The organism is Nocardia sp. NPDC019219 (assembly GCF_040632645.1).
Taxonomy (GTDB): Bacteria; Actinomycetota; Actinomycetes; order Mycobacteriales; family Mycobacteriaceae; genus Nocardia; species Nocardia sputorum.
Genome location: NZ_JBEYCG010000014.1, coordinates 161,685 through 184,053, shown reverse-complemented (window position 1 = coordinate 184,053; position 22,369 = coordinate 161,685). Strand labels below are relative to the sequence as shown.

Annotated in this window: 25 protein-coding genes; 19 read left to right on the top strand and 6 right to left on the bottom strand. The window is 70.6% G+C overall.

Annotated elements, in window-relative coordinates; translation table 11 throughout:
• Positions 1 to 175: 175 nt before the first annotated feature.
• Entirely contained in the window at positions 176 to 1,111 is a 936-nt protein-coding gene (locus ABZ552_RS24865; protein ID WP_357440039.1) for a helix-turn-helix domain-containing GNAT family N-acetyltransferase, read from the bottom strand.
• A gap of 165 nt (positions 1,112 to 1,276) precedes the next feature.
• Between ABZ552_RS24865 and ABZ552_RS24860 the strand changes: the two genes are divergently transcribed.
• Positions 1,277 to 2,557 (top strand): adenosylmethionine--8-amino-7-oxononanoate transaminase, encoded by a 1,281-nt coding sequence (locus ABZ552_RS24860; protein ID WP_357440036.1) that lies wholly within the window; start codon positions 1,277 to 1,279, stop codon positions 2,555 to 2,557.
• Between the two features lie 4 nt (positions 2,558 to 2,561).
• Here the strand turns inward: ABZ552_RS24860 and ABZ552_RS24855 are convergent, their stop codons facing one another.
• Complete coding sequence (locus ABZ552_RS24855; RefSeq protein WP_281874524.1) at positions 2,562 to 2,933, bottom strand: cupin domain-containing protein; 372 nt, start codon at positions 2,931 to 2,933, stop codon at positions 2,562 to 2,564.
• A 61-nt stretch (positions 2,934 to 2,994) separates the two neighbouring features.
• On the opposite strand from ABZ552_RS24855, the gene ABZ552_RS24850 reads away from it, so the two are divergent.
• Positions 2,995 to 3,477, top strand: a complete 483-nt coding sequence (locus ABZ552_RS24850; protein ID WP_281917096.1) for a MarR family winged helix-turn-helix transcriptional regulator — start codon at positions 2,995 to 2,997, stop codon at positions 3,475 to 3,477.
• Here the strand turns inward: ABZ552_RS24850 and ABZ552_RS24845 are convergent.
• The gene (locus ABZ552_RS24845) at positions 3,464 to 3,793 is read right to left on the bottom strand and encodes a hypothetical protein (RefSeq protein WP_281874522.1); all 330 of its coding nucleotides are present in this window, start codon (positions 3,791 to 3,793) and stop codon (positions 3,464 to 3,466) included. The genes ABZ552_RS24850 and ABZ552_RS24845 overlap by 14 nt on opposite strands.
• A 115-nt stretch (positions 3,794 to 3,908) precedes the next feature.
• Between ABZ552_RS24845 and ABZ552_RS24840 the strand changes: the two genes are divergently transcribed.
• The 10 genes from ABZ552_RS24840 (at position 3,909) to ABZ552_RS24795 (ending at position 14,476) form a co-directional block, all read left to right on the top strand.
• Positions 3,909 to 5,057, top strand: coding sequence for an 8-amino-7-oxononanoate synthase (locus ABZ552_RS24840; RefSeq protein WP_281917097.1), 1,149 nt, complete (start codon positions 3,909 to 3,911; stop codon positions 5,055 to 5,057).
• A complete protein-coding gene (bioD, locus tag ABZ552_RS24835) occupies positions 5,054 to 5,728 on the top strand; it encodes a dethiobiotin synthase (protein ID WP_281874520.1) in 675 nt (224 codons plus the stop codon). Before ABZ552_RS24840 ends, bioD begins: the two co-directional genes overlap by 4 nt.
• Before the next feature lie 311 nt (positions 5,729 to 6,039).
• Entirely contained in the window at positions 6,040 to 6,501 is a 462-nt protein-coding gene (locus ABZ552_RS24830) for an SRPBCC domain-containing protein (protein ID WP_281874519.1), read from the top strand.
• Positions 6,502 to 6,552: 51 nt separating this feature from the next.
• The gene (locus ABZ552_RS24825) at positions 6,553 to 7,716 is read left to right on the top strand and encodes an alpha/beta hydrolase (RefSeq protein ID WP_281874518.1); all 1,164 of its coding nucleotides are present in this window, start codon (positions 6,553 to 6,555) and stop codon (positions 7,714 to 7,716) included.
• 63 nt (positions 7,717 to 7,779) lie between these two features.
• A complete protein-coding gene (locus ABZ552_RS24820; protein ID WP_357440029.1) occupies positions 7,780 to 8,871 on the top strand; it encodes an ABC transporter substrate-binding protein in 1,092 nt (363 codons plus the stop codon).
• A complete protein-coding gene (locus ABZ552_RS24815) occupies positions 8,871 to 9,734 on the top strand; it encodes an ABC transporter permease (protein WP_357440026.1) in 864 nt (287 codons plus the stop codon). Before ABZ552_RS24820 ends, ABZ552_RS24815 begins: the two co-directional genes overlap by 1 nt.
• Positions 9,710 to 10,462, top strand: coding sequence for an ABC transporter ATP-binding protein (locus tag ABZ552_RS24810; RefSeq protein ID WP_281874514.1), 753 nt, complete (start codon positions 9,710 to 9,712; stop codon positions 10,460 to 10,462). The genes ABZ552_RS24815 and ABZ552_RS24810 overlap by 25 nt, the downstream gene beginning before the upstream one ends.
• The gene (locus ABZ552_RS24805; protein ID WP_281874512.1) at positions 10,459 to 11,808 is read left to right on the top strand and encodes an LLM class flavin-dependent oxidoreductase; all 1,350 of its coding nucleotides are present in this window, start codon (positions 10,459 to 10,461) and stop codon (positions 11,806 to 11,808) included. The genes ABZ552_RS24810 and ABZ552_RS24805 overlap by 4 nt, the downstream gene beginning before the upstream one ends.
• Positions 11,809 to 12,013: 205 nt before the next feature.
• Complete coding sequence (locus tag ABZ552_RS24800) at positions 12,014 to 13,237, top strand: MFS transporter (RefSeq protein ID WP_281917100.1); 1,224 nt, start codon at positions 12,014 to 12,016, stop codon at positions 13,235 to 13,237.
• Positions 13,238 to 13,333: 96 nt separating this feature from the next.
• Positions 13,334 to 14,476 (top strand): alpha/beta fold hydrolase, encoded by a 1,143-nt coding sequence (locus ABZ552_RS24795; protein ID WP_281917101.1) that lies wholly within the window; start codon positions 13,334 to 13,336, stop codon positions 14,474 to 14,476.
• Between the two features lie 94 nt (positions 14,477 to 14,570).
• Here ABZ552_RS24795 and ABZ552_RS24790 read toward each other — a convergent pair whose 3' ends face one another.
• A complete protein-coding gene (locus ABZ552_RS24790; protein ID WP_281874506.1) occupies positions 14,571 to 15,155 on the bottom strand; it encodes a TetR/AcrR family transcriptional regulator C-terminal domain-containing protein in 585 nt (194 codons plus the stop codon).
• Between the two features lie 104 nt (positions 15,156 to 15,259).
• On the opposite strand from ABZ552_RS24790, the gene bioB reads away from it, so the two are divergent.
• The 4 genes from bioB (at position 15,260) to ABZ552_RS24770 (ending at position 17,798) form a co-directional block, all read left to right on the top strand.
• Positions 15,260 to 16,273, top strand: coding sequence for a biotin synthase BioB (bioB, locus tag ABZ552_RS24785; protein WP_195087734.1), 1,014 nt, complete (start codon positions 15,260 to 15,262; stop codon positions 16,271 to 16,273).
• Between the two features lie 32 nt (positions 16,274 to 16,305).
• The gene (locus tag ABZ552_RS24780) at positions 16,306 to 16,533 is read left to right on the top strand and encodes a hypothetical protein (RefSeq protein ID WP_281917102.1); all 228 of its coding nucleotides are present in this window, start codon (positions 16,306 to 16,308) and stop codon (positions 16,531 to 16,533) included.
• Complete coding sequence (locus tag ABZ552_RS24775) at positions 16,533 to 17,177, top strand: DUF2567 domain-containing protein (protein WP_281917103.1); 645 nt, start codon at positions 16,533 to 16,535, stop codon at positions 17,175 to 17,177. Before ABZ552_RS24780 ends, ABZ552_RS24775 begins: the two co-directional genes overlap by 1 nt.
• Positions 17,178 to 17,264: 87 nt before the next feature.
• Positions 17,265 to 17,798, top strand: coding sequence for a DUF1353 domain-containing protein (locus ABZ552_RS24770; RefSeq protein WP_281874501.1), 534 nt, complete (start codon positions 17,265 to 17,267; stop codon positions 17,796 to 17,798).
• A 77-nt stretch (positions 17,799 to 17,875) separates the two neighbouring features.
• On the opposite strand, the gene ABZ552_RS24765 is transcribed toward ABZ552_RS24770, so the two are convergent.
• Complete coding sequence (locus ABZ552_RS24765) at positions 17,876 to 18,079, bottom strand: cold-shock protein (RefSeq protein ID WP_040741190.1); 204 nt, start codon at positions 18,077 to 18,079, stop codon at positions 17,876 to 17,878.
• 408 nt (positions 18,080 to 18,487) lie between these two features.
• Between ABZ552_RS24765 and ABZ552_RS24760 the strand changes: the two genes are divergently transcribed.
• Positions 18,488 to 18,664, top strand: a complete 177-nt coding sequence (locus tag ABZ552_RS24760; RefSeq protein WP_281874500.1) for a hypothetical protein — start codon at positions 18,488 to 18,490, stop codon at positions 18,662 to 18,664.
• 93 nt (positions 18,665 to 18,757) lie between these two features.
• Here the strand turns inward: ABZ552_RS24760 and ABZ552_RS24755 are convergent, their stop codons facing one another.
• Entirely contained in the window at positions 18,758 to 19,522 is a 765-nt protein-coding gene (locus ABZ552_RS24755; RefSeq protein WP_281917111.1) for an NUDIX domain-containing protein, read from the bottom strand.
• 77 nt (positions 19,523 to 19,599) lie between these two features.
• Between ABZ552_RS24755 and nadA the strand changes: the two genes are divergently transcribed.
• On the top strand, positions 19,600 to 20,643 hold the full coding sequence (gene nadA / locus ABZ552_RS24750) for a quinolinate synthase NadA (RefSeq protein ID WP_039797226.1): 1,044 nt from the start codon (positions 19,600 to 19,602) through the stop codon (positions 20,641 to 20,643).
• Positions 20,644 to 20,749: 106 nt separating this feature from the next.
• Positions 20,750 to 22,318, top strand: coding sequence for an L-aspartate oxidase (locus tag ABZ552_RS24745; protein WP_357440017.1), 1,569 nt, complete (start codon positions 20,750 to 20,752; stop codon positions 22,316 to 22,318).
• The last annotated feature ends 51 nt before the right edge of the window (positions 22,319 to 22,369 follow it).

Here is a 22,369-nt window from a genome sequence, read left to right as displayed (position 1 = left end):
TTGTGGCCGAGTTGATCAGGGGAGGTCGGAGAGGTTTTCCAACCAGCGGCGGCGGTAGCCGAGAAGTATCGCGAGGTGCGCCAGGCCGCCGAGTGCGTGGCTGGTGGCGCGTCAGGTGGATCCGGCCGACCGGCGGGCAGGGGTGGTGACGCACCGCGCGCGGGCCGGGCGCGCGTCAGTCCGCGGGCGTGAGCGATCGCCGCCAGGTCTGACCGACCAGGTCGTGTCCCCAGCTGTGATGCGGGCTCTGGTCGACGAGTTCGAACCCCGCCCGCTGATACACGCGCCGCGCGGCGGTGAGCACGTCGTTGGTCCACAACACGATCTCCCGATATCCCGCGGCGGTGGCGAAACGCAAGCATTCCTCCACCAGCGCCGAGCCGACGCCCAAGCCGCGGGCGGTGGGTTCGACCAGCAGCAGGCGCAGCCGCGCGGTGGTGTCGTCCTCGCGGACGCAGAAGACACTGCCCACCGGACGGCCGTCGGACTCCGCGATCCAGGCACGCTCGCGCTGCTCGTCGCGGGAAGCCAGGTAGTCGGCCACGATGCGCACGATCAGCTCCTCGTAGGTCCCGTCCCAGCCGTATTCGTTCGCGTAGAGCTCCGCGTGGCGCTGGATCACCCAGCCGTAGTCGCCGGAGCGCGGCGCGCGCAGCGTGCACGAAGGCGAATCGGCGGGCTGGTCCAGGATCTGCTGGATGGTGCGCATGGCGGTGATCAGGCGGGCACGGGCCGCCGGGTGCCGCGCGTCGAGCAACGCGCCCACTTCGTCGCTGGAGCGCCGATCGAGCGTCGCGAAGACTTCCCGGCCCTGATCGGTCAGCCGGACTTCCTGGCGTCGGCCGTCGCTGCCGGAGCGGTTGCGCCGCACCAGGCCGGCCTGTTCGAAGCGGGCCAGGATGCGGCTGAGATAGCCGGCGTCGAGGTCGAGGGCATGCCGCAGCGCGACCACTTCGGTCGTGTCGGATGCGGCCAGCTCGAACAGGATCCGTGCTTCGGTGAGCGAGTACCGGCTGTCGTGCAGTCCTTCGCCCAGTACGCCGATCACCCGGGTGTAGTGGCGGTTGAATTCGCGGACGGCGGCGATGTCGGCGGGTGCGGCAGCGGTCACGTCGGCTCCATTCTTTGACTTCGTCAAAGAATATTCCGCGTCGCTGCCGCCGAGTGGGGAAACGGTGGAACTTCGCCCACCCTTGCGGACCCGCCCAGCTCGGGTGCTAACTTGAACGGCGTTCAAGCCGCCCCGGACGGCCGGGGCCGTGACGCGAGGATTCCTGTGGCACTGACCCCCGACCAGATCACCGCACTCGACGCCGAGCACGTCTGGCATCCCTACGGCGGCTTCCCCGCGACAACCGAACCGCTGGTGGTGGCCGCCGCCGCGGGAACCAGGCTGACCCTGGCCGACGGGCGCGAGCTGGTCGACGGCATGAGTTCCTGGTGGGCCGCGATCCACGGCTACCGGCATCCGGCGCTCGACGCCGCGCTGCTCGACCAGGCGCGGCGGATGAGTCACGTGATGTTCGGCGGGCTCACCCACGAGCCGGCGGCCCGGCTGGCCGAGCTGCTGGTCGAAGCGACGCCGGCCGGGCTGGACAAGGTGTTCCTGTGCGACTCCGGCTCGGTGTCGGTCGAGGTCGCGGTGAAGATGTGCCTGCAGTACTGGCGTTCGCTGGGCAAACCGGAGAAGCGCCGCCTGCTCACCTGGCGCGGCGGGTATCACGGCGACACGTTCACTCCCATGAGCGTGTGCGATCCGGAAGGCGGCATGCACTCGCTATGGACCGACATCCTGGCCGACCAGGTGTTCGCGCCGGTGCCGCCGCGCGACTACCGGCCGGAGTATGCGGCGGAACTCGATCGCCTGATCGCCGCGCACGCGGGCGAACTCGCGGCGGTCATCGTGGAGCCGGTGGTGCAGGGCGCGGGCGGGATGCGTTGGCATCACCCCGATTACCTCACCGACCTGCGCAGGCTGTGCGATGAACACGGCGTGCTGCTGGTCTTCGACGAGATCGCGACCGGATTCGGCCGCACCGGAACTCTTTTCGCTGCTGACCAGGCGGGGGTGAGCCCGGACGTGATGTGCGTCGGCAAAGCGCTGACCGGTGGTTACCTCACCCTCGCCGCCGCACTGTGCACCGCGCGGATCGCCGAGACGATCAGCGCGGCGCACGGCGGGCTCATGCACGGGCCCACCTTCATGGGCAACCCGCTGGCCTGCGCGGTGGCCGTCGCGTCGATCGAGCTGCTGCGCTCGCGCGACTGGCGCGGCGAGGTGACCCGGATCGAAACGGAGCTGACGGCGGGCCTGGCTCCGGCGCGCGACCTGCCCGGCGTGGCCGACGCGCGGGTGCTCGGCGCGATCGGGGTGATCGAGCTGGAGCGCCCGGTCGACATGCGCGCCGCGACCGACGCTGCGGTGGCGGCCGGGGTGTGGCTGCGCCCGTTCCGCAACCTGGTGTACGTCATGCCGCCGTTCATCAGCACCTCCGCCGACATCGCCACGATCACCGCCGGGATGCGCGCCGCGGTGGCCGCGCAGGACGGTCGGTGACCGGTCAGGCGATCCACGGCGGGACGATCGTGCCGTCGCCGTCGGGAGTTCCGGCCCGGGCGCCCGCCGGTGCGGTGACGATGGCGGTGAAGCCCTCCGCGGTGCGCACCTGCCGCAGCGCGTTCGGCGGAAGGATCACCGTATCGCCCTCGGCCGCTGTCAGTTCCGTGCCGTCGATGGCGACGTCGATCCGCCCCGCGAGGACGGTCCAGATCTGCTCGGCGTCGATGAAGTGCAGCGGTCCCGCGGTGTCCGCGGGAACCTCGACCCGCCACAGCGCGAGCTGCGAGCCGCCCTGGGTGGGGGAGGCGAGCGTGGTCATGACGCCGCTCGGGGTCTCGGTGCGGCGGGTGTCGGAGTGTCGGATGACGGTCATCGGGCTACCACCTCTAAGATAGACAATAAGGTTGTCCATATAGTTAACGAGGTTGTCCATCATGTCAAGTGACGCGGGTGGCTACGAGTTGCCGCTGCGCATGCTGCTCGGTTTCCGCACCGTGATCGACGAGGTGCACGCCGACCTGGCCGAGCACGGGCACGACGCGTTGCGGCCGATGCACGGTTTCGTCTTCCAGGCGGTCGGCCGCGCGGGCGGGCCCTACGGGTGTACGGCCGCGGACCTCGGGCGCGCGCTCGGCGTCTCGAAACAGGCCGCGGGCAAGCACATCGAGGCGCTGGAGCGGCTGGGCTACCTGTGTCGCGGACACGATCCGACCGACGCGCGGCGCAAGGTCTACACGCTGACCGAACGGGCGGAGGACGTGCTGACGCGCTCGGCGCGCACCTTCGACCGGATCCGCGATCGCTGGGCCGAGCGGCTCGGCGCGGACCGGCTGGCCGCGTTGGAACGCGATCTGCGCGAGCTGACGCCCGGCGAACTGTTCCGGCTCGACACGCCGAATTGGTTCACCGGTCCGTGAGCCGTCCGTGCGCGCCGGGCGGATTCCCCGCGATCTCGGGACGATCGCTGTCCGACAAGATCTCCCAGACCCGGAAGATGCAGTGGTAATCGTCCGACCAGCCGCGCACCATCAGCAGATAGGTGTCGCCGTCGCGCAGGACGACGCGGCGGCCGCGCAGTTTGGGATGCTCCGGCGTGTAGGTGGGCAGTACCCCGGCCAGCTTCGCCAGTGCCTGCGCGCGCGTGCCGACCACTTCCGTGAGGATCCGGGGTGACCAGCGCTTGTGCTCGCCCGAGCCCGTTGTTTCCTCGACGACTATCGCCCACCGCGGCATCCGGCCGTGTTCCTCCCCGGTGAAACTTCGTCACCGCGGGCCGGTGACCATCACCAACGACTGCCCCACGGTACCAGCGGGCGTCCTGAACGGTGTTCAAGTATGCTGCTCAGCTGTGACTACCGATCCGCTGAGCTGGCTGGACGAACGCGCGGCCGCGCGCGTGGCCGCGGGACTGCGCCGGGAGCTGCGCCCGCGCGCCGCGCGGGCGACATCGATCGACCTCGCCTCGAACGATTACCTCGGCCTGGTCCACCATCCCGACGTGATCGAGGGCGCGATCGAGTCGGTGCGCCGCTGGGGCGCGGGGGCGACCGGGTCGCGCCTGGTCACCGGGACCACCACCGAGCACGAACTGCTGGAAACCGAGCTGGCCGAATTCGTCGGCGCCGAAGCCGGACTCGTGTTCGCCTCCGGGTACGCGGCCAACCTGGGCGCGGTCACCGCGCTCGCCGGACGCGGCTCGCTGGTGGTCTCCGACGCGGGCAGCCACGCGTCGCTGGTGGACGCGTGCCGGCTCTCCCGCGCCCGGGTGGAGATCGCGCCGCACCGTGACGTCGCGGCGGTGGACCGGCTGTTGTCGGAGCGAACCGAGGACCGTGCGCTGGTGCTCACCGATTCGGTGTTCAGCGCCGACGGCGACCTCGCCCCGCTGGCCGAACTGCATCGGGTGACCAGGGCCAACGCGGCGGTGCTGGTGGTGGACGAGGCGCACGGCCTGGGCGTGCGCGGCGCAGGCGGGCGCGGGTTGGTGCACGAGTCGGGCCTGGCCGGCGCGCCGGACCTGGTGATCACCGCGACCCTGTCGAAATCCCTTGCCGCGCAAGGCGGTGTGGTGCTGGCGAGTGCGCGGGTGCGCGCCCACCTCGTCGACGCCGCGCGCACGTTCATCTTCGACACCGGGCTCGCGCCCGCCGCCGTCGGCGCCGCACGGGCCGCCCTGCGCGTGCTGCGCGCCGAACCGGAGCTGGCCGGGCGGGTACTGGCTCGCGCCGCGGACATCGCGCGGATCGCCGGTGTGCCCACGCCCCCCTCGGCGGTGGTGCCGGTCGTGCTCGGCCCGGCGCAGGTCGCCTTCGACGCCGCCCAGGCGTGCCGGGCGCGCGGGCTGGCCGTGGGCTGCTTCCGTCCGCCGACGGTTCCGGAGGGCACGTCGCGACTGCGGCTGACCGCGCGGGCGAATCTCACCGCGGCCGAACTCGACGCCATCGCGACGGTGCTCGGTGACGTACTGGCCGAGGCGCGCGAGGCGGTGCCCGCGTGACCGTCCTGCTGATCACCGGAACCTCCACCGACGTCGGCAAGACCGTCGTCACCGCGGCGGTCGCCGCCATGGCGCGGGCCAACGGTCGTTCGGTGGCGGTGTGCAAGCCGGGCCAGACCGGTGTCGCGGCCGGCGAACCCGGTGACCTCGCGGAGATCCAGCGGCTGTCCGGCGTCACCCGGACGGTCGAACTCGCCCGCTACCCGGACCCGCTGGCGCCCGACACCGCAGCCCGCCGCGCCGGGCTGCCGGAACTGACCCTCGCCGACACCGCCGCCGCCGTCGATGCCCTGTCCGACGCGGACCTCGTCCTGGTCGAGGGCGCGGGCGGATTGCTGGTGCGCCTCGGTGATTTCACCTTGCTCGACCTCGCGCAGAAACTCGGCGCGCCCGTCCTGCTGGTCACCGCGGCCGGGCTGGGCACGCTCAACCACACCGAACTGACCACCCGCGCACTGCACTCGGCGGGCGTGCGATGCGCGGGCCTGGTGATCGGCTCCTGGCCCGCCGAACCGGACCTGGCCGCCGAGTGCAACCGCACCGATCTGTCCCGCGTCACCGGCGTCGATCTGGTGGGCTCGGTGCCGGAGGGAGCGGGCGGCTGGCAGCGTGCGCGTTTCACCGCCGCCGCCCCGGGCTGGTTCGATCCCGCTTGGTCACCGTTCCGCTGACGAGTCGCCCGCGGGCGAAACCTCGGATCAGCTGGCCGAGTCGCTCGGAAGTTCGGGTGCGTGGTCGTGTCCGGGGTTGCGGGCGGAGGGGCTGGTCGGGTTGTTCGGAAGTTCGGGTGCGCGGTCGTGCCCGGGGACGGGGCGGAGGAGCTGGCCGAGTTCATCGGAAGTGCTGACGCCGCTGCCATGTTCGGGCGTCACGGCGAAGACGGCGCGGGCGGGTCCTCCGCCGAGCTGGATCACTGGCCCTCGCCCCGCTCGGCGCAAAGCGCTGCGTGAGTATGTCGGTGCCGCTGCCTAGAGTGAGACGCATGACCGCGACATGGATCCGGTGGCACGTGCGCGCGCCCCGCGCGACTGTCTACCGCCTGCTGTTGGACGCGGAATCGGTGCGGCACTGGGTGGGGCCCGAGGGAATGACCAGCCGCGTGCACGAATTCGATCCCACCGAAGGCGGCGTGTTCCGCATCACGTTCACCGCCGACGAGCCCACCGGTACCGGCGACACCACCACGAACGGCGACACCTACCACGGTCGTTTCGCCCGGCTGATCCCGGACGAGCAGGTGGTGGGGGTCATTCAGGTCGAGACCGACGATCCAGCGGCGACCGGCAAGCAAACCATCACCTATGTCCTCGGCGACGCCGGGGGCGGCACCGATATCGTGGCGATGCACGAAGGTCTTCCGGATGCCATCACCCCCGAGGACAACGAACTCGGCTGGCGGATCTCGCTCGGCAAACTCGCGGCGATCGCCGAGGCAGCACGCTGAGCGGTAGCGGGTTCGTGGCGACCGTCCACTCCCGTGCCTACAGTGGGATGGATGTCGCCGATGGACGCCCGGCACCCGTCCACCGTCTCCGACTGGGACGACGCGCGACGCCGAGCTCGGCTGCGGGACACGAGCCTGGGGCACGGGTGGAAGACGTTGCGCCGTACCAAGGTGACGCTGCTCAGGGTGGCCGCACTGCTGCTGACCGGACTCGTGGTATTCGCGCAGTACTGGAAGTACGACGTCGCGCCGGAACAGGTGCGACTGGCGCGCACCGAGCCGGCCATCCTGCCCGTCGCCCCGCCGGTGGACCCGCAGAACTGGGACACCGTCGTGGTGGACCTGGTCGGGCTCGGCGGGCTCGACGCCAGTGACACCGCCGCCGCGCTGCCCGCTCTGCGCAGAATGGGCATGGTGTGGGCGATCCGCTACGACAACGAGGGCCTCGACACCAAGGTGATCGCCGACCTCGTGGTGCGCGCCGCCGAACTGTCCGGCCTGCGCAACGTCGTGCTCGTCGGCCACAGCATGGGCGGTGTGATCGCGCTGGAGGTCGCCGAACACATTCACCGCGACAGCGATCGCAGACTGGTCGGGGTGGTGCTGGACTGCACGCCGGTGGACCTGAACGCCGTCCGGCCGGAGAGCCGCGGGCGCGGTGAGGACATGCTGCGCTGGATGGGCTGGCTGCCCGGAGCCCGCGAAAGCCGGGCGCTGCGGCTGGCCGTGGAGACCTATGCCCGTCGCGACCGTTTCCTCGACCGCGGCGACAGTGTCCCCGGCATCCGCTTCGGCAAGCTGGGCGAGGTGCTGACGGAAGTGCTGCGGGAGAAGATCGTCTCGCGCGACGCCGCGAGCAACGGTCTGATCGAATCGCAGTTCACCGCCATCGTGGCCGGTGGCGCGACCGACGACCTGCGCACCCTGGCCCAGCCCGTCGCGGACAAGCCGCGGCCCGCCATCGTCTTCATCCGGCCGCGCGACGCGAGCGCCGACCGCGTGGTCGACGTCGAGTACTCCCACCGGGTGCTGATCGAGCAGTCCGGCGGAGTGGACGGCACGCTGCTGGTGGTGCTGGCGCGAAACACCGGGCACGCCAATCCGATGCAGCGCCCGCGGGAGTACAACACGGTGATCGAGCAGCAGATCCTGCCGTTCGTGCAGCGCTATCAGCAGCAGGTCCGGTCGACGACGGTGGCCGCGCCGCCTCGCTGAGGGGTTCGAACCAGGCTGAGACAAACCGTTTTCCCGCCGGTTTCGTCTTGTTTCAATTCGGCTATGTTCCGACCAAGTACGTTCCGGTTCGGCCTCCGCGGCCGCGCGACCGCCGCATTGCTCGCCGTGGCGACCGTCGCGACTCTCGGACTCACCGGCTGCGCGAAGGACGACAAGCCGGTCGGTCCCACCGCCGACGGACCGCTGCCCACCGAGGTTCCCGCCGGAACCACCCTGGTGGTCGCCGACCAATCCGAGCGCCTGCAGTCCGTGCTGCGCCTCTCCGGTGAGCTCGACAAGCTGCCGTTCAAGGTGGAGTTCGCCAATTTCATCGGCGGTCCGGCCATCCTGGAGGCGTTCCGCGCGGGCGCCGCCGATGTCGCGCAGGTCGGTGACGTCCCGCCGATCCACGCCTTGGTAGCCGGGCAGGACGTGCCGATCATCGCGTCCTATCAGACCAGCACCACCGCCTTGAAACTCGCGGTCGCGCCGGGCAAGTCGGTGCCGAAACTGGCGGATCTGAAGGGCAAGAAGATCGCCTACGCCGAAGGCACCGCCCAGCAGGCCGCCGTGCTGCGCGCCATCGACAAGGCCGGTCTCACCACCTCCGACGTGCAGTTGATCCGGCTGCAGCTGGCCGAATTCCCCGATGCCGTGCGCACCGGGCAGGTCGACGTCGCACCGCTGATCGAACCGAACGTCACCCGGTTCCTGCGCACCCCCGGTGCCTCGCTGGTGCCCGACTCCGAGACCGCGGGCATCTACGGCGGGCTCGCCTACCTTTACGCCCGCCGCGCCGTCGTGCGGGACCCGGCGAAGGCGGCCGCCGCGCGCGCGTTGGTCGGCGCGTTCGTCCGGGCCTACCAGTGGGCCAACACCCACCCCGAGGACTGGGCGCGCCGGTACTACGTGGAGAACCAGAAGGTGAGCGCCGACGACGCCAAGCGCATCGTGGAGTCGCTGGGTGTCTACGTCTTCCCACATCTGGACCAGCAGCTCGTCGACCGGCAGCAGGCCACCATCGATGCCATCGCCAAGGCGGGCGAACTGCCCAGGAAGGTGCAGGCGTCGACCGGTTTCGACCTGCGCTTCGACGCCGCGGTCACGCAGGCGGTCACCGAGAGCGGCGCCTCGTTCGAACCGAAGGCACGCTGATGGCGACCCTCGACGCCGGCGTGCTGCGCCGCATCGGGCGCGGCCGCACCGAAGCCCGGCCCGCACTGGCGAAACGCAAACCGGCCCGGCCGCGCCTTGGACCCGGCCGCCCGATTCCGTTCGGCATCGCGCTGGGACCCGCGTTGCTGATCGCGGCGTGGGTGCTCGGTTCCGCCACGGGCACACTGGATCCGGAAACCCTGCCCGCCCCGTGGACGGTCGCCGAGACCGCCGGTGACCTGCTCGCCGACGGCCGTCTGCAGAGTAATCTGCTGACCTCCGTGCAGCGCGCGGCGATCGGGCTCGCTCTCGGTGTCGCGATCGGCCTGGTGCTGGCGTTGCTGGCCGGGCTGAGCCGGATCGGCGAAGCCTTGGTGGACGGCCCGATCCAGATCAAGCGCGCCATTCCCACGCTCGCGCTGATCCCGCTGTTCATCGTGTGGTTCGGCATCGGCGAGGAGATGAAGCTGGTGGTCATCACCACCAGCGTGGCGATCCCGATCTACCTGAACACGCACGCGCACCTGCGCAGCGTCGACGCCAGGTACGTGGAACTCGCCCAGACGGTGGGGCTGTCGCGGTGGGGGTTCATCCGCCGGATCGCGCTGCCGGGATCGCTGCCCGGCTTCTTCACCGGCCTGCGGCTGGCCGTCACCATCTCGTGGCTGGCGCTGGTCGTGGTGGAACAGGTCAACGCCACCAGCGGCATCGGCTATCTGATGACCCAGGCCCGCACCTACGGCCAGATCGACATCATCGTGGTCGGCCTGGTGATCTACGGCCTGCTCGGCCTGTTCGGCGACATCCTGGTGCGCGCGGCGGAAAGGAAGGCGCTGTCATGGCGGCAGACACTCGGGGACTGAACGTCGTCCGCGCCCGGCGGCTGCGCCGTGGCTTCGGCGACCGCGTCGTGCTGCGCGACCTCGACATCGACATCGCCGGTGGCGAGTTCGTCGCCCTGCTCGGCCGCAGCGGGTCCGGCAAGAGCACGCTGCTGCGGGCGCTGGCCGAATTGGACTACGACGTGCCGGGATCCGGCGAGCTGAGCGTGCCCACCGAGCGCTCCGTGGTGTTCCAGGACTCCCGGTTGCTGCCCTGGGCGCGTGTGCTCGACAACGTCACCCTCGGCCTCGGCGGCTCGGACGCGGCCGGTCGCGGTCGCGCGGCGCTGGCCGAGGTCGGGCTCGCGGGTCGGGAGAAAGCCTGGCCCAAGGAGCTTTCCGGTGGCGAGCAACAGCGCGTCGCGCTGGCCCGCTCGCTGGTCCGCGAACCGGAACTGCTGCTGGCGGACGAGCCGTTCGGCGCGCTGGACGCGCTGACCCGGATCAAGATGCATGCGCTGTTGCAGGATCTGTGCGCCAAGCACCGGCCCGCCGTCCTGCTGGTCACCCACGATGTGGACGAGGCGGTGCTGCTCGCCGACCGCGTCCTGGTGCTCGACGACGGGCGCATCGCGGTGGACCAGCGCATCGACCTGGAACGTCCGCGCCGCCACGGCGACCCCGCGTTCCTGCGGCACCGCTCCCTGCTGCTGGCCAGCCTGGGTGTCGACGTCGCGGACACGCCCACCGACGAGAAGAAAGCCTCATGACCGCATCGCGCCAACTCAGCCTCAACGCCTTCATCTACCCCTCCGGCCACCACGAGGCCGCCTGGCGGCATCCGTGGAGCAGCCCCGAGCGGATCTACGACGTCGCCTACTACCAGGAGATCGGCCGCACCGCCGAAGCGGCGAAGCTGGACGCGGTGTTCTTCGCCGACGGTCCGGCCCTGCGCACCGAGGTCAAGCACAACGCGGCCTCCGGCCTGGAGCCGATCACCCTGCTCACCGCGATCGCCACGGCGACCACGCGTCTCGGTCTCATCGCCACCGCGTCGACGACCTACTACGAGCCCTACAACCTGGCCAGGCTGTTCTCCACGCTGGACCACATCTCCGGCGGCCGCGCGGGCTGGAACATCGTCACCACCGGCACCGACCTCGCGGCGGCGAACTTCGGCCTGGCCAAGCATCCCGAGCACGCCGAGCGATACGCGCGGGCGAGGGAATTCGTCGACGCCGTGCTCGCGCTGTGGGACAGCTGGGAAGACGACGCCATCGTGCTGGACCGGGCCGCGGGCGTGTACGCCGACCCGGAGAAGATCCACCGGATCGACTTCGAGGGCGAACACCTGCGCGTGCGAGGGCCGTTCAACGCGCCGCGCACGCCGCAGGGTCACCCGGTGCTGGTGCAGGCGGGCTCGTCGAACGACGGCCGGGCGTTCGCGGGCAAGTACGCCGAGGCGATCTTCACCGCGCATCAGCGGCTCAGCGACGCGCAGGCGTTCTACGCCGACATCAAGGCGCGGGCGCGCGGCTTCGGGCGCGACCCCGAGCACGTCAAGATCCTGCCCGGCATCAGCCCGTTCATCGCCGACACCGAGGCGGCGGCCAAGAAGCTGGAGCGGGAGTTCAACGAGCTCACCGTGCCGGAGTACGGCTTGACCCAGCTCGAGGGCATCGCCGGGATCAGCCTGCGGCATCTGCCGCTGGACGAGCCCATCCCGGTCGAATTGTTCGCCGACGCGGGCGATGTCACCGACAACGGGCAGAGCCGGTTGCAGGTCGTGGCGGGCATCGTGCAGCGCGAGCGGCCGACCGTGCGCGGTCTGCTGCACCGCCTCGCCGGTGCGCGCGGTCACCGGGTGTTCGCCGGAACGCCCGAGCAGGTCGCCGACACCATCGAGGAATGGTTCCGCAACGGCGCCGCCGACGGATTCAACGTCATGCCGCCGTACTACCCGGGCGGCCTGGAGGTCTTCGCGGAGACCGTCGTGCCGATCCTGCAGGAGCGCGGCCTGTTCCGCACCGAGTACACCGGCACCACCCTGCGCGACCACTTCGGCCTGCCCCGCCCCGACAGCCGCTTCGCCCGGCAGCCCGCGCTGACCCGGTGAGCGGCGCCGACGGCAGCGACTGTCCCGCTGCCCCGCGCCTGCTGGATGCAGACGGTGCGCGGACCTGCGGCGACCAGCGAGTCGCGCTCCGGTGTGGCGCGTGGTCGGCACGAGACAGCCTCGCCTCGGCCGGTGACCGCGGACGGGAACCGACCAGCCGGAGCCCAGCGCGGCGACGCTCCCGGCACACCCCGTCGGTGATGCGATGAGCGAGCGTTCTGTTGCGGTCGGCGAAGTCGCGGGGGTGCGGCTGCGGTCGCTGGTCTGGACCGTGTTCGTGCCGATGGTGGTGTACGGCATCGGGTCCGGCGCGGCGGCCCCGATGTACGCGCTGCGCGCGCTGGATCTGGGGGCTTCGGCCGGTCTGGCCGGAGTCGTCGTCGCGCTGTCCGGGCTGGGCATGGTGCTCACCGATCTGCCCGCCGGACGGGTGGTCGCCACGATCGGGGAGCGCGGCGCGCTGGCGGTGGGTTCGGTGCTCGGCGCGATCGGCGTGCTCGCGGCGATCGTCGCGCCGAACGTCGGCGTGCTCGCGCTGGGCATGCTGCTCAACGGCGCGGCGAGCGCGGTGTGGGGCCTGGCTCGCCAGTCCTATCTCGTAACCGTGGTCCCCGCGCACGACCTCGGGCGCGCGATGTCGACGCTGGCCGGTTCGATGCGGCTGGGCTTCTTCTGTGGACCGTTTCTCGGTGCGGCCGTGGTGCATTCGGTCGGTCCCCACGGTGCGCTGTGGTTGCAACTGGTCACCACGGTGGTGTCCGGCGCGGCCATGGCGGCGATCCGATCACCCGAAGCATCGGGTGGGCCGGGCGCGGGGCATGCGTTGACAGCGATCGTGGTCGAGCACCGCAGGACCCTCGGCACGCTCGGCCTGGCCGCGTTGCTGGTCGGCGCGGCACGGGCGGCGCGGCTGGCGCTGCTGCCGTTGTGGGCGGCGCACCTCGGGGTGAGCGCGTCGACCACCAGCCTGGTGTTCGGCGTCGCGGGCGCGATGGACGTGCTGATGTCGTATCCGGCGGGGGTGTGGCTGGATCGCTACGGCAGACGCGCCACCGGCGTGCCGTCGATGATCCTGTTCGCCGCCGGTTTCGGCGTGCTGCCGTGGACCTCCTCGGTGCTCGGTCTCGGTTGCGCCGCCCTACTGCTCGGGCTCGCCAACGGCATGAGCAACGGGCTGATCATGACGGTGGGCGCCGACGTCGCGCCCGACGGGCAGCGCGCGGAGTTCCTCGGCGCCTGGCGGCTCACCCACGACATCGGCATGTTCGCCGGGCCGGTGGCGGTCGGCGCGATCAGCGCCGTGACCGTGCTCGGCGGAGCGGCCATCGCGCTCGCGCTCACCGCCGCGGCGGGCGCCTACGCGATGCATCGATGGTTTCCGGGCGTGGTCGCGCCACCGGCGCGGCAGCCGTCCGCCGAGACCGGGTAGACGGCTTTCGCATCCGTTCCGCGGGATGGAAATTGCCACTGGTGGCCGGTGTCGCTCGGGCACGATCACCGGCGTCCGTCGGTAGGGTGCTGCGGCATGTCCACATCCTTCCTTCGGCGATCCGGTCTCCTCGCCGCCTCGATAGGCATGTGCGTCGCGGTCACGCTCGGGGTGGCGCCGGCGACAGCGGAAAGCCCGAAGGCCGGGCAGCTGAGCGCGTTCGAGCTGCTCGACACCGCGTGGTCGTTCCCCGCGGCCGCGGTGTCCTTCGGGATCGGCTACACCACGACCGATCAGCACGGCGCGCCCGCGCAGGCGTCCGGCGCGCTCTATCTGCCCGCGGGATTGCCGCCGCTGGGCGGCTGGCCATTGGTGGTGTGGGCACACGGAACGGCGGGCATCGGCGATGCCTGCGCACCCTCGCGCCGGCCACAGTCCGAGCGGAACAAAACCTATTTCGATCAGATACTGAACCACGGATACGCGGTGCTGGCTCCCGACTATCAGGGGCTCGGCACCGGCGGGCAGTTCAGCTACTACAACGCGAACGTCGAGGGCATGTCGATAGTGGACGCGGTCGCGGCGCTGCGCGCGACTCCGATCCCGCTGTCGCACAGGTGGGTTGTCATCGGCCAGTCGGAAGGTGCGCACGCCGCGATGAGCGCTGCGGCCCTGTATGCCGAGAAAGGCGGTTCCGCGCCGGGATTGAGCGGGGTGATAGCCACCGGTCTGCGGACCGACCCGAGCACGAGCCTGCCGGAGATGTTCCGGCCGACTTCGACCGGCTCGAAGAATCAGATCGCCTATGCGGCGTACTTCCTGGCCTCGCTGGAGGAGCGGAAACCCGGCAGTGTCATCCCGTACCTCTCCGATTTCGGCAGGGAATTCGTGCAGAAGGCCGCCGACGAATGCCTTTCGGATCTGGTCATGCGCGCCGAGGGGCGCCGACCTGCGGCCCTGTTCGCCGACCCCGACCGGCCGACGCCGACATTCGCCGACGACATCACCGCCTTGGCGGGGTACCCGGAAGACCGGTTCATCAGTGATCTCATGATCGGCTACGGCACCGCCGACATCGACGTCCTTCCCACCGGCACCGACGATTACGGGAAGCGCCTGCAGCAGCTGAATACCGGAATACGGGTGACGGTCGAAGAATACGCGGGCAAGGATCACAGCGGCGCGTTCCTGGCTTCGCTTCCGGATGCGTTGGCCTTCCTGAACACGCATCTGCGCTGACTCCGAGCGCGCACCCGCGAGGCGGAGGCGATCGATCCTGTCGGCAGCCCCTCGCTACACCGAATACGGAACCGCCGTGGCGACGCGCACCGCGTCAGCGGACGCGGGTGCCCAGCAGGTGCCGCACACCCGCGACGAACAATTGCAGGCCGAAGTCGAAACGGGCGGTGGCGTCGGTGGTTTCCTCCATCGGCGACGCGCCCTCGGGCAGGGCGCCCACCGAGTCCATCTGCATCCTCGACTGTTCGTCCACGGTCTCGCCGAGGACGTAGTAGAGCAGCGTGAACGCCGCGAGTTCGGCCTCTTCGCGCGGCATGCCCGCCCGGATCGCGGCGCTCACCAGACGTTCCCGTCCCTTGCTCGTGGTGAGCCGGGAAGCGTATGTCGCCGAGACCAACTCGGCGCCGTCGCGGTATGCCAGCAGGCAGTCGCGCAGCCGGTGGGCCAACTCGGTGATCTGCCCCGACCATTCCCCGGCCTCGATCGGGTCCTCCATCGGCGCGAGGATCTTGTCCGCGACCGCGCCCAGCAGCGCCTGCTTGTTGGGGAAGTGCCAGTACAACGCGCCCGGCTGGACCTGGAGGGAACCGGCCAGTCTGCGCATGGTCAGGTCGGCCAGGCCGTATCGGTCCAGAATCGCGATGGCGCCGTCGACCACGTCCGCCCGGTGCAGTTGCACTCGATGCCCTTCCCGTCGTGCTTTGACTCACTCCTACCGCTACCCTAGCCTGAACACCGTTCAAGTTGCACGGCCACCTCGGCCGGACGAAGGGATTCGTTGCAGTGACCCAGGCACCTGTAGACACCGGCATTCTGTCGATCGCCCGCGAGCAGGTGCTCGAGCGCGGGGAAGGGCTGAACCAGGAGCAGACCCTCGAGGTGCTGCGCTTGGGCGACGACCGGCTGGAGGAACTGCTCGCCCTCGCCCACGAGGTGCGCATGAAGTGGTGCGGCCCCGAGGTCGAGGTCGAGGGCATCATCAGCCTCAAGACCGGCGGCTGCCCGGAGGACTGCCACTTCTGCTCGCAGTCGGGCCTGTTCCAGTCCCCGGTGCGCGCCGCGTGGCTGGACATCCCGAGCCTGGTCGAGGCCGCCAAGCAGACCGCGAAGACCGGCGCCACCGAATTCTGCATCGTGGCCGCGGTGCGCGGTCCCGACGAGCGCCTGATGGCGCAGGTGGCCGCGGGCGTCGAGGCGATCCGCAACGAGGTCGACATCCAGGTGGCCTGCTCGCTCGGCATGCTCACCCAGGAGCAGGTCGACCAGCTGGCCGCCATGGGCGTGCACCGCTACAACCACAACCTGGAGACCTCGCGCTCCTACTTCCCGAACGTGGTCACCACGCACACCTGGGAGGAGCGCTGGGACACCCTGCGCATGGTTCGCGAAGCGGGCATGGAGGTGTGTTGCGGCGGCATCCTGGGCATGGGCGAGACGCTGGAGCAGCGCGCGGAGTTCGCCGCGAACCTGGCCGAACTCGAGCCCGACGAGGTGCCGCTGAACTTCCTCAACCCGCGACCGGGCACCCCGTTCGGCGACCTGGAGGTGCTGCCCGCGTCCGACGCGTTGCGGGCCGTCGCCGCGTTCCGGCTCGCGCTGCCGCGCACCATGCTGCGCTTCGCGGGCGGCCGCGAGATCACCTTGGGCGATCTGGGCGCCAAGCAGGGCATTCTGGGCGGCATCAACGCCGTCATCGTCGGCAATTACCTGACCACCCTCGGTCGCCCGGCCGAACAGGACCTGGACTTGCTCGGCGAGCTGAAGATGCCGATCAAGGCGCTCAACGAAACGCTCTGACCGGCTCGGTTGCGAGGATGAGGCAGGCGAGCATGGGTACTGTCATGACTATGGACGAGCGCTACAACCCGTTCACCGGCAAGCGAATCGTGCTGGGCCTCGACGACGCCATCCCGGCAGCCGCCGCGCTGGGCCTGGAGCCGCCGCGTTTCTGCGAACAGTGCGGTCGCCGCATGATCGTGCAGGTGAGCCCGGACGGCTGGTGGGCCAAGTGCTCGCGGCACGGCGTCATCGACTCGGCCGCATCGGAACGCCGCTAGTGGCGTCGGTGCGGGGCGCGGTGCGCGCGGCGGCGGTGGTCGCCGTCGCCGTGGTGGTGGTGAGCGCGCTCGCCGGTGTCGCATGGGGCTTCTGGGCGCCGACCGAGCGGCTGCTCGTGGTGGAGCCGGGCCGCGGGGTCGCCTTGACCGGGGAGAGCGCGCATCAATTCGACGCGCTGGCGATTTTCGTGCTGGCGGGAGCGGTGCTCGGGCTGCTCTGCGCGCTCGCCGTGTGGCGGTGGCGCTCGGCACGCGGGCCGCTGCTGCAGATCGGCCTGTTGATCGGCTCCGGCGTAGGCGCATGGGTGATGGCCACCGTGGGGGAGCAGATCGCCGCCTGGTCGCATCCGCGTCCGAGCGACCCGCCGGTCGGCCAGATCGTCACGTTGCCGATCGAACTGGGTAGTGCGCTCGCGCTGATCGTGCAGCCGCTGATCGCGTCGTTCGTGATGCTGTTCCTCGCCGCGCTCAGCACGTCGGAGGATCTCGGCAGCGGCCGTCGCACCGCCCGGGACGAGGAGGGGTACGACACCCCCGCCGCGGTCCCCTATGGTGCGGCTGCGAGTGGGGGCGAGCTGCCCTATCGTGGCTACGAGCCTGCCTCGGAGGAGTACTCGGTTCCCGAATACCGACCGCGGTACTGACGCGTCGTCCGGCGGGCAGCCGCGTCGGCGGAGGGTTTTTCGTCCCGCCGTCGGTGTGGAACGAAGCGTGCGCGGAAGGAACAGGACGTGACGTTTGTCGGCGGCGGGCCGATCGTCGAAGAGCTCGACGCCAAGTTCTGGCGGGTGACCGAACCGCTCGTCTATCGCGGCGCGAGTGCGGAATTCGTGGTTCCCGCCGGTTTCCGCACCGATTTCGCCTCGGTGCCGCGCGCGCTGGTCTGGCTGATCCCGCGGTACGGCAGTTACACCCGCGCCGCGATCCTGCACGACTATCTGCTCAGTTCGAACGCGGTGAGCGTGGCCGACGCCGACGGCATCTTCCGCCGGAGCCTGCACGAACTCGGGGTGTCGCTGCCGCGCCGCTGGATGATGTGGGCGGCCGTGCGCGCGGCCCACCGGTTGCGTGGCGCGAGCGCGGGCGATGCCGCCCGGTTCGTCGTCGTCGCTGTTCCCTCGGTGTTCTTCCTCGCCGTTCCCGTGACCGTGGTGACGGTGTTCCTCCTGCTGTTCTGGCTGGTCGAACTGGCCTTCTGGGCCGCATCGCGGGTGACGCAGCGGACCGAGGCCCCGCCACCCGACCCGCAGATGAAAACCGCCTGATCGGTTACGACGTCGCGCCGGAACACGCAAAAGCCCCGCACCCGGAAAGGTGCGGGGCTCCTACCTGGCTACGTCGATCAGATCGCGCGAACGTCCTGGGCCTGCGGGCCCTTCTGTCCTTGGCCGATCTCGAACTCCACGCGCTGTCCTTCTTCGAGGGACTTGAATCCCGAGCCGGACACGGCGGAGTAATGAACGAAGACGTCGGCGCCGCCACCGTCTTGCGCGATGAAGCCGAAGCCCTTTTCGCTGTTAAACCACTTCACACTGCCTTGAGCCATTGCTTACTTCATTCTTTTCTGTAGATGAGCCGAGCGGATCACATCGAAAGCCCGGTCTCAACAGTCGACACTGCCACGAATCGGCGCTTCGCGACACCGTGCGCCTCGGTTTGTGAGCTAACCGACACAAGCGGTCCTCGCCTATTCCACGGCGTGACACGCCGGATCCGGGCGTGGGGCGGCCGGCTCGCTCGGTCCAGCGGCATCTGGCCCGGTCGGCTGCCGTGATGCTGGGCTGCGGGTGCGCGCACCTCCCCGGGGATGTGAGCGAGGCCCTCCGCGTGGCCGTCGTATCCGGTCCGCAGGGGTGCACCGCTCGCCCGCGGCGAAAACAAGTGGAAGGGGACCGGTAGCGGGATAGCGTGGGCGACCGGATGCAGCCGCGAGCGTGTCGAAGGAGGCGGAGCGATGAATCGAGTACATCAAACGGTGCCGCAGACGCCTCCTGTCGCCGCGGAGCGCGCGGATCTAGCGGCTTGGCGGCGGCGAGATGCCTTGCGCCGCAGCAACGCCGCGCGCCCGGTACGGAGCAAGCGGCAGTATCGACGCAAGGACAAGCACCGGAAAGTGGCCACCGCCTACTGACCCGAAGCCCCTTCGCGCAAGTGCTCGCGGGTGGGCCGCGCACGGAGCAGCCGTGCGAGTGTGAACAGTGCTTCGCGCAGAGGGCGCCGTTGATCAGGATGCACCGGGCGGGCGCAGGGCGGCGAATTCGTCTGTGACGCGCAGGCCGGAGTCGCTGAAGCGGTAGACCGCGGCGGGGCGGCCGCCGGCCCGGCCGGGTGCGGCGGTGGCGCCGGTGGGCGTGATGACTTTGCGGCGGGAGAGAACCCGCTGGAGGTTCGTCGGGTCCACGTCGTATCCGAGTGCGGCGCAGTAGATTTCGCGCAAGGTGGACATCGTGAACCGGTCCGGCGCGAGGGCGAAGGCGATGTTGGTGTAGGACAGTTTCGCGGCCAGGCGGGTGCGGGCGTGGTCGACCACCGTGCGGTGGTCGAAGGACATGTCCGGCAATGCCGAGACCGGGTGCCACGCGGTGTCCGAGGGCAGGTGGGGGTCGGCGGTCAGCGGAACGAGGCCGAGGTAAGCCGAGGCGATGCGGCGCGGGCTCGGCACCCGGTCGGGTGCGCTGAACACCGAGAGCTGCTCCAGATGGCTCAGCTCACGCACGTCGACCTTCTCGGCGAGCTGTCGGCGCGCGGAGGTGTCGAGGTCCTCGTCGTCGCGCAGGCGGCCGCCGGGCAGCGACCAGGTGCCCTTCTGGGGGTCGAGCGCCCGTTCCCACAGCAGCACCGCGAGTTCGGTCCGCTGATCGGGCGGACAGCGTCGCAGCATGCCCTCCGCGCGGTCCACGGAGCTGCGACCTGCGGCGATGTCCCGGGGGAAGCGACGAACCTGGAACACCGCGGTGAGCGATTCGTGGATGGTGCTACTATGGGCCACGTTTTCGATTATAAGTCGAAAACCTGGTTTGGTGCGAATCGGCGGTGTAGCCGACCGCACGAGGAAGGGAGCCATCCATGGCGACGACGGGTGCGAAACTGGCGCCTCCGCTGATGGGGCAGGTGTTCGACGGACCCTCCGGGTTCGCGGGTGTCGAGGCTGGGCCGGAGTGGGCGCAGGAGGTCAAGCGACTGGCCAGGGAGCGCAACGCGACGATCCTGGCGCACAACTACCAGCTGCCGGAGATCCAGGACGTGGCCGACCACGTCGGCGACTCGCTGGCGCTGTCGCGGATCGCGGCCGAGGCGCCCGAGGACACGATCGTGTTCTGCGGCGTGCACTTCATGGCCGAGACCGCGAAGATTCTCAGCCCCGCCAAGACCGTGCTCATCCCGGATCAGCGCGCGGGATGTTCGCTCGCGGATTCGATCACGGCCGACGAGCTGCGCGCCTGGAAGGCCGAGCACCCGAACGCGGTGGTCGTGTCCTACGTGAACACCACGGCCGAGGTGAAGGCCCTCACCGACATCTGCTGCACCTCGTCCAACGCGGTGGACGTGGTCGCCTCGATCGACCCGGACCGCGAGGTGCTGTTCCTTCCCGACCAGTTCCTCGGCGCACACGTCAAGCGGGTCACCGGTCGCGCGAACATGCACATCTGGGCGGGCGAGTGCCACGTGCACGCGGGCATCAACGGCGACGAGCTGACCGAGCAGGCGCGCACCCATCCGGACGCGGAGCTGTTCGTGCACCCCGAATGCGGCTGCGCCACCTCGGCGCTGTACCTGGCGGGCGAGGGCGCGTTCCCGGCCGAGCGGGTGCACATCCTGTCCACCGGAGGCATGATCGACGCGGCCAAGGCGGCGAAGTCGAATCAGGTGCTGGTGGCGACCGAGGTCGGCATGCTGCATCAGCTGCGCAAGGCCGCCCCTGGCATCGACTTCCAGGCCGTGAACGACCGGGCCTCGTGCAAGTACATGAAGATGATCACCCCGGCGGCGCTGCTGCGCTGCTTGGTCGAGGGCCGCGACGAGGTGCACGTCGATCCGGAAACCGCTGCGCTGGGGCGTAACTCGGTGCAGCGGATGATCGCGATCGGCAATCCCGGCGGCGGTGAATGAGTCCGACCGCTGCCCTGGCGGCGGGTCGCTCTCCGGTGGAACGCGCTGATCGCGGCGCCCGCACCGGAGAGCGTTCGCGGATCGGAAGACGGAGAGGCGCGGGCCGATGACAACCCGGGTTTCGATCGACTGGGAGGCCGAGGCCGATCTGGTCGTGATCGGCGGCGGCGTCGCGGGACTGACCGCGGCGCGCACCGCGTCACTGCGTGGCCTGCGGGTGCTCACGCTCAGCAAAGGCGGGCCGACGGACACGTCCACCCAGTACGCCCAGGGCGGCATCGCCGTCGTGGCGCCGCACGGCGACTCGGTCGAATCGCACGTGCACGACACGGTGGAGGCGGGCGCCGGACTGTGCGACGTGGACGCGGTGCGCTCCATCGTCGAGGGCGGGCAGGCCGCCGTCGCCGCACTCACCGATCTGGGCGCGGTGTTCGACCTCGGCCGCGACGGCCAGATCTCGCGGACCCGCGAAGGCGGGCACAGCACCCGCCGCATCATCCACGCCGGGGGCGACGCCACGGGTGCGGAGGTGCAGCGGGCGCTGAACGAGGCCGGGCTGCCGGTGCTGTTCGGCGCGGCGGTCGCCGACGTCGTCACCGGGCCGAACGGCGTGCGCGGCGTCGTAGCGGTGTCGGAGCGGGGGTTCGGCGTCGTGCACGCGCCCGCCGTGCTGCTGGCCACCGGCGGCCTCGGACAGCTGTACGCACTGAGCACCAATCCGCCGGGCGCCACCGCGGACGGCGTCGCCCTCGGGCTCTGGGCTGGTGCGACCGTCGCCGATCTCGAGTTCGTGCAGTTCCACCCGACCGTGCTGTACACCCCGGGTGGCCTGGGGCGCAGGCCGCTGATCAGCGAAGCGGTGCGCGGCGAAGGGGCGAGCCTGGTCGACACCGACGGCGACCCGGTGACCGCGGGCGTGCATCCGCGCGGCGACCTCGCTCCCCGCGACGTCGTCTCCCGTGCCATCGCCGCGCGCATGCGAGCGCTCGGCGCCGAGCACGTCTACCTGGACGCGCGCTCGATCGACGGGTTCCCGCAACGGTTTCCGACGATCACCGCCTCCTGCCTGGCGGCCGGCATCGATCCGCGCACGGACCTCATCCCGGTCGCGCCTGCCGCGCACTACCAGTGCGGGGGAGTGGTCACCGACACCCACGGCCGCACCGGAGTGCCCGGTCTGTACGCGGCGGGTGAAGTCGCGCGGACCGGTCTGCACGGGGCGAACCGGCTGGCGTCCAACAGTTTGCTGGAGGGTCTGGTGGTCGGCGAGCGCGCCGGAGCCGCCGCGGCCGAACGGCTCGGCGAGCGCGCCGGGGTGCACGATATCCCCGCGCGCTCCGCCGAATACGCCGACCGTGCCGTGGTGCAGCGCCTGATGACCACGCACGCCTCGGTGGTCCGCGACCGTGCGGGGCTCGCCGAAGCGCTCAAGCGGCTCGACGACGTGGTCACCCGCCGCGACACGCGTACCGCCGCCGCAGATCCGATCGCCGGGATCGAGGACGCCGCGCTCACGCTCACGGCCCGCGCCCTGCTGCTCGCCGCGCTCGCCCGCACCGAGAGCCGCGGCTGCCACACCCGGTCGGATCACCCGGACGCCGTGCCCGAACTCCGGCACGCCCTCCCGATCCGGCTGAACGGCGACGGCGTGCCCGAGTACGCACCCATTCCCTGATCACAGCCGCCGAGCGGGTACCCGGTGGGACCGCCGTCCGCTCGGCGAGGA

Coding starts and splice junctions, on each gene's coding strand:
- ABZ552_RS24815 (WP_357440026.1), top strand. CDS start 8,871: ATGGCGACCCTCGACGCCGGCGTGCTGCGCCGCATCGGGCGCGGCCGC.
- ABZ552_RS24810 (WP_281874514.1), top strand. CDS start 9,710: ATGGCGGCAGACACTCGGGGACTGAACGTCGTCCGCGCCCGGCGGCTG.
- ABZ552_RS24745 (WP_357440017.1), top strand. CDS start 20,750: ATGACAACCCGGGTTTCGATCGACTGGGAGGCCGAGGCCGATCTGGTC.
- ABZ552_RS24850 (WP_281917096.1), top strand. CDS start 2,995: ATGTCAAGTGACGCGGGTGGCTACGAGTTGCCGCTGCGCATGCTGCTC.
- nadA (WP_039797226.1), top strand. CDS start 19,600: ATGGCGACGACGGGTGCGAAACTGGCGCCTCCGCTGATGGGGCAGGTG.
- ABZ552_RS24795 (WP_281917101.1), top strand. CDS start 13,334: ATGTCCACATCCTTCCTTCGGCGATCCGGTCTCCTCGCCGCCTCGATA.
- ABZ552_RS24805 (WP_281874512.1), top strand. CDS start 10,459: ATGACCGCATCGCGCCAACTCAGCCTCAACGCCTTCATCTACCCCTCC.
- ABZ552_RS24800 (WP_281917100.1), top strand. CDS start 12,014: ATGAGCGAGCGTTCTGTTGCGGTCGGCGAAGTCGCGGGGGTGCGGCTG.
- ABZ552_RS24825 (WP_281874518.1), top strand. CDS start 6,553: ATGTCGCCGATGGACGCCCGGCACCCGTCCACCGTCTCCGACTGGGAC.
- ABZ552_RS24760 (WP_281874500.1), top strand. CDS start 18,488: ATGAATCGAGTACATCAAACGGTGCCGCAGACGCCTCCTGTCGCCGCG.
- ABZ552_RS24820 (WP_357440029.1), top strand. CDS start 7,780: ATGTTCCGACCAAGTACGTTCCGGTTCGGCCTCCGCGGCCGCGCGACC.
- ABZ552_RS24780 (WP_281917102.1), top strand. CDS start 16,306: ATGGGTACTGTCATGACTATGGACGAGCGCTACAACCCGTTCACCGGC.
- ABZ552_RS24845 (WP_281874522.1), bottom strand. CDS start 3,793: ATGCCGCGGTGGGCGATAGTCGTCGAGGAAACAACGGGCTCGGGCGAG.
- ABZ552_RS24765 (WP_040741190.1), bottom strand. CDS start 18,079: ATGGCTCAAGGCAGTGTGAAGTGGTTTAACAGCGAAAAGGGCTTCGGC.
- ABZ552_RS24830 (WP_281874519.1), top strand. CDS start 6,040: ATGACCGCGACATGGATCCGGTGGCACGTGCGCGCGCCCCGCGCGACT.
- ABZ552_RS24855 (WP_281874524.1), bottom strand. CDS start 2,933: ATGACCGTCATCCGACACTCCGACACCCGCCGCACCGAGACCCCGAGC.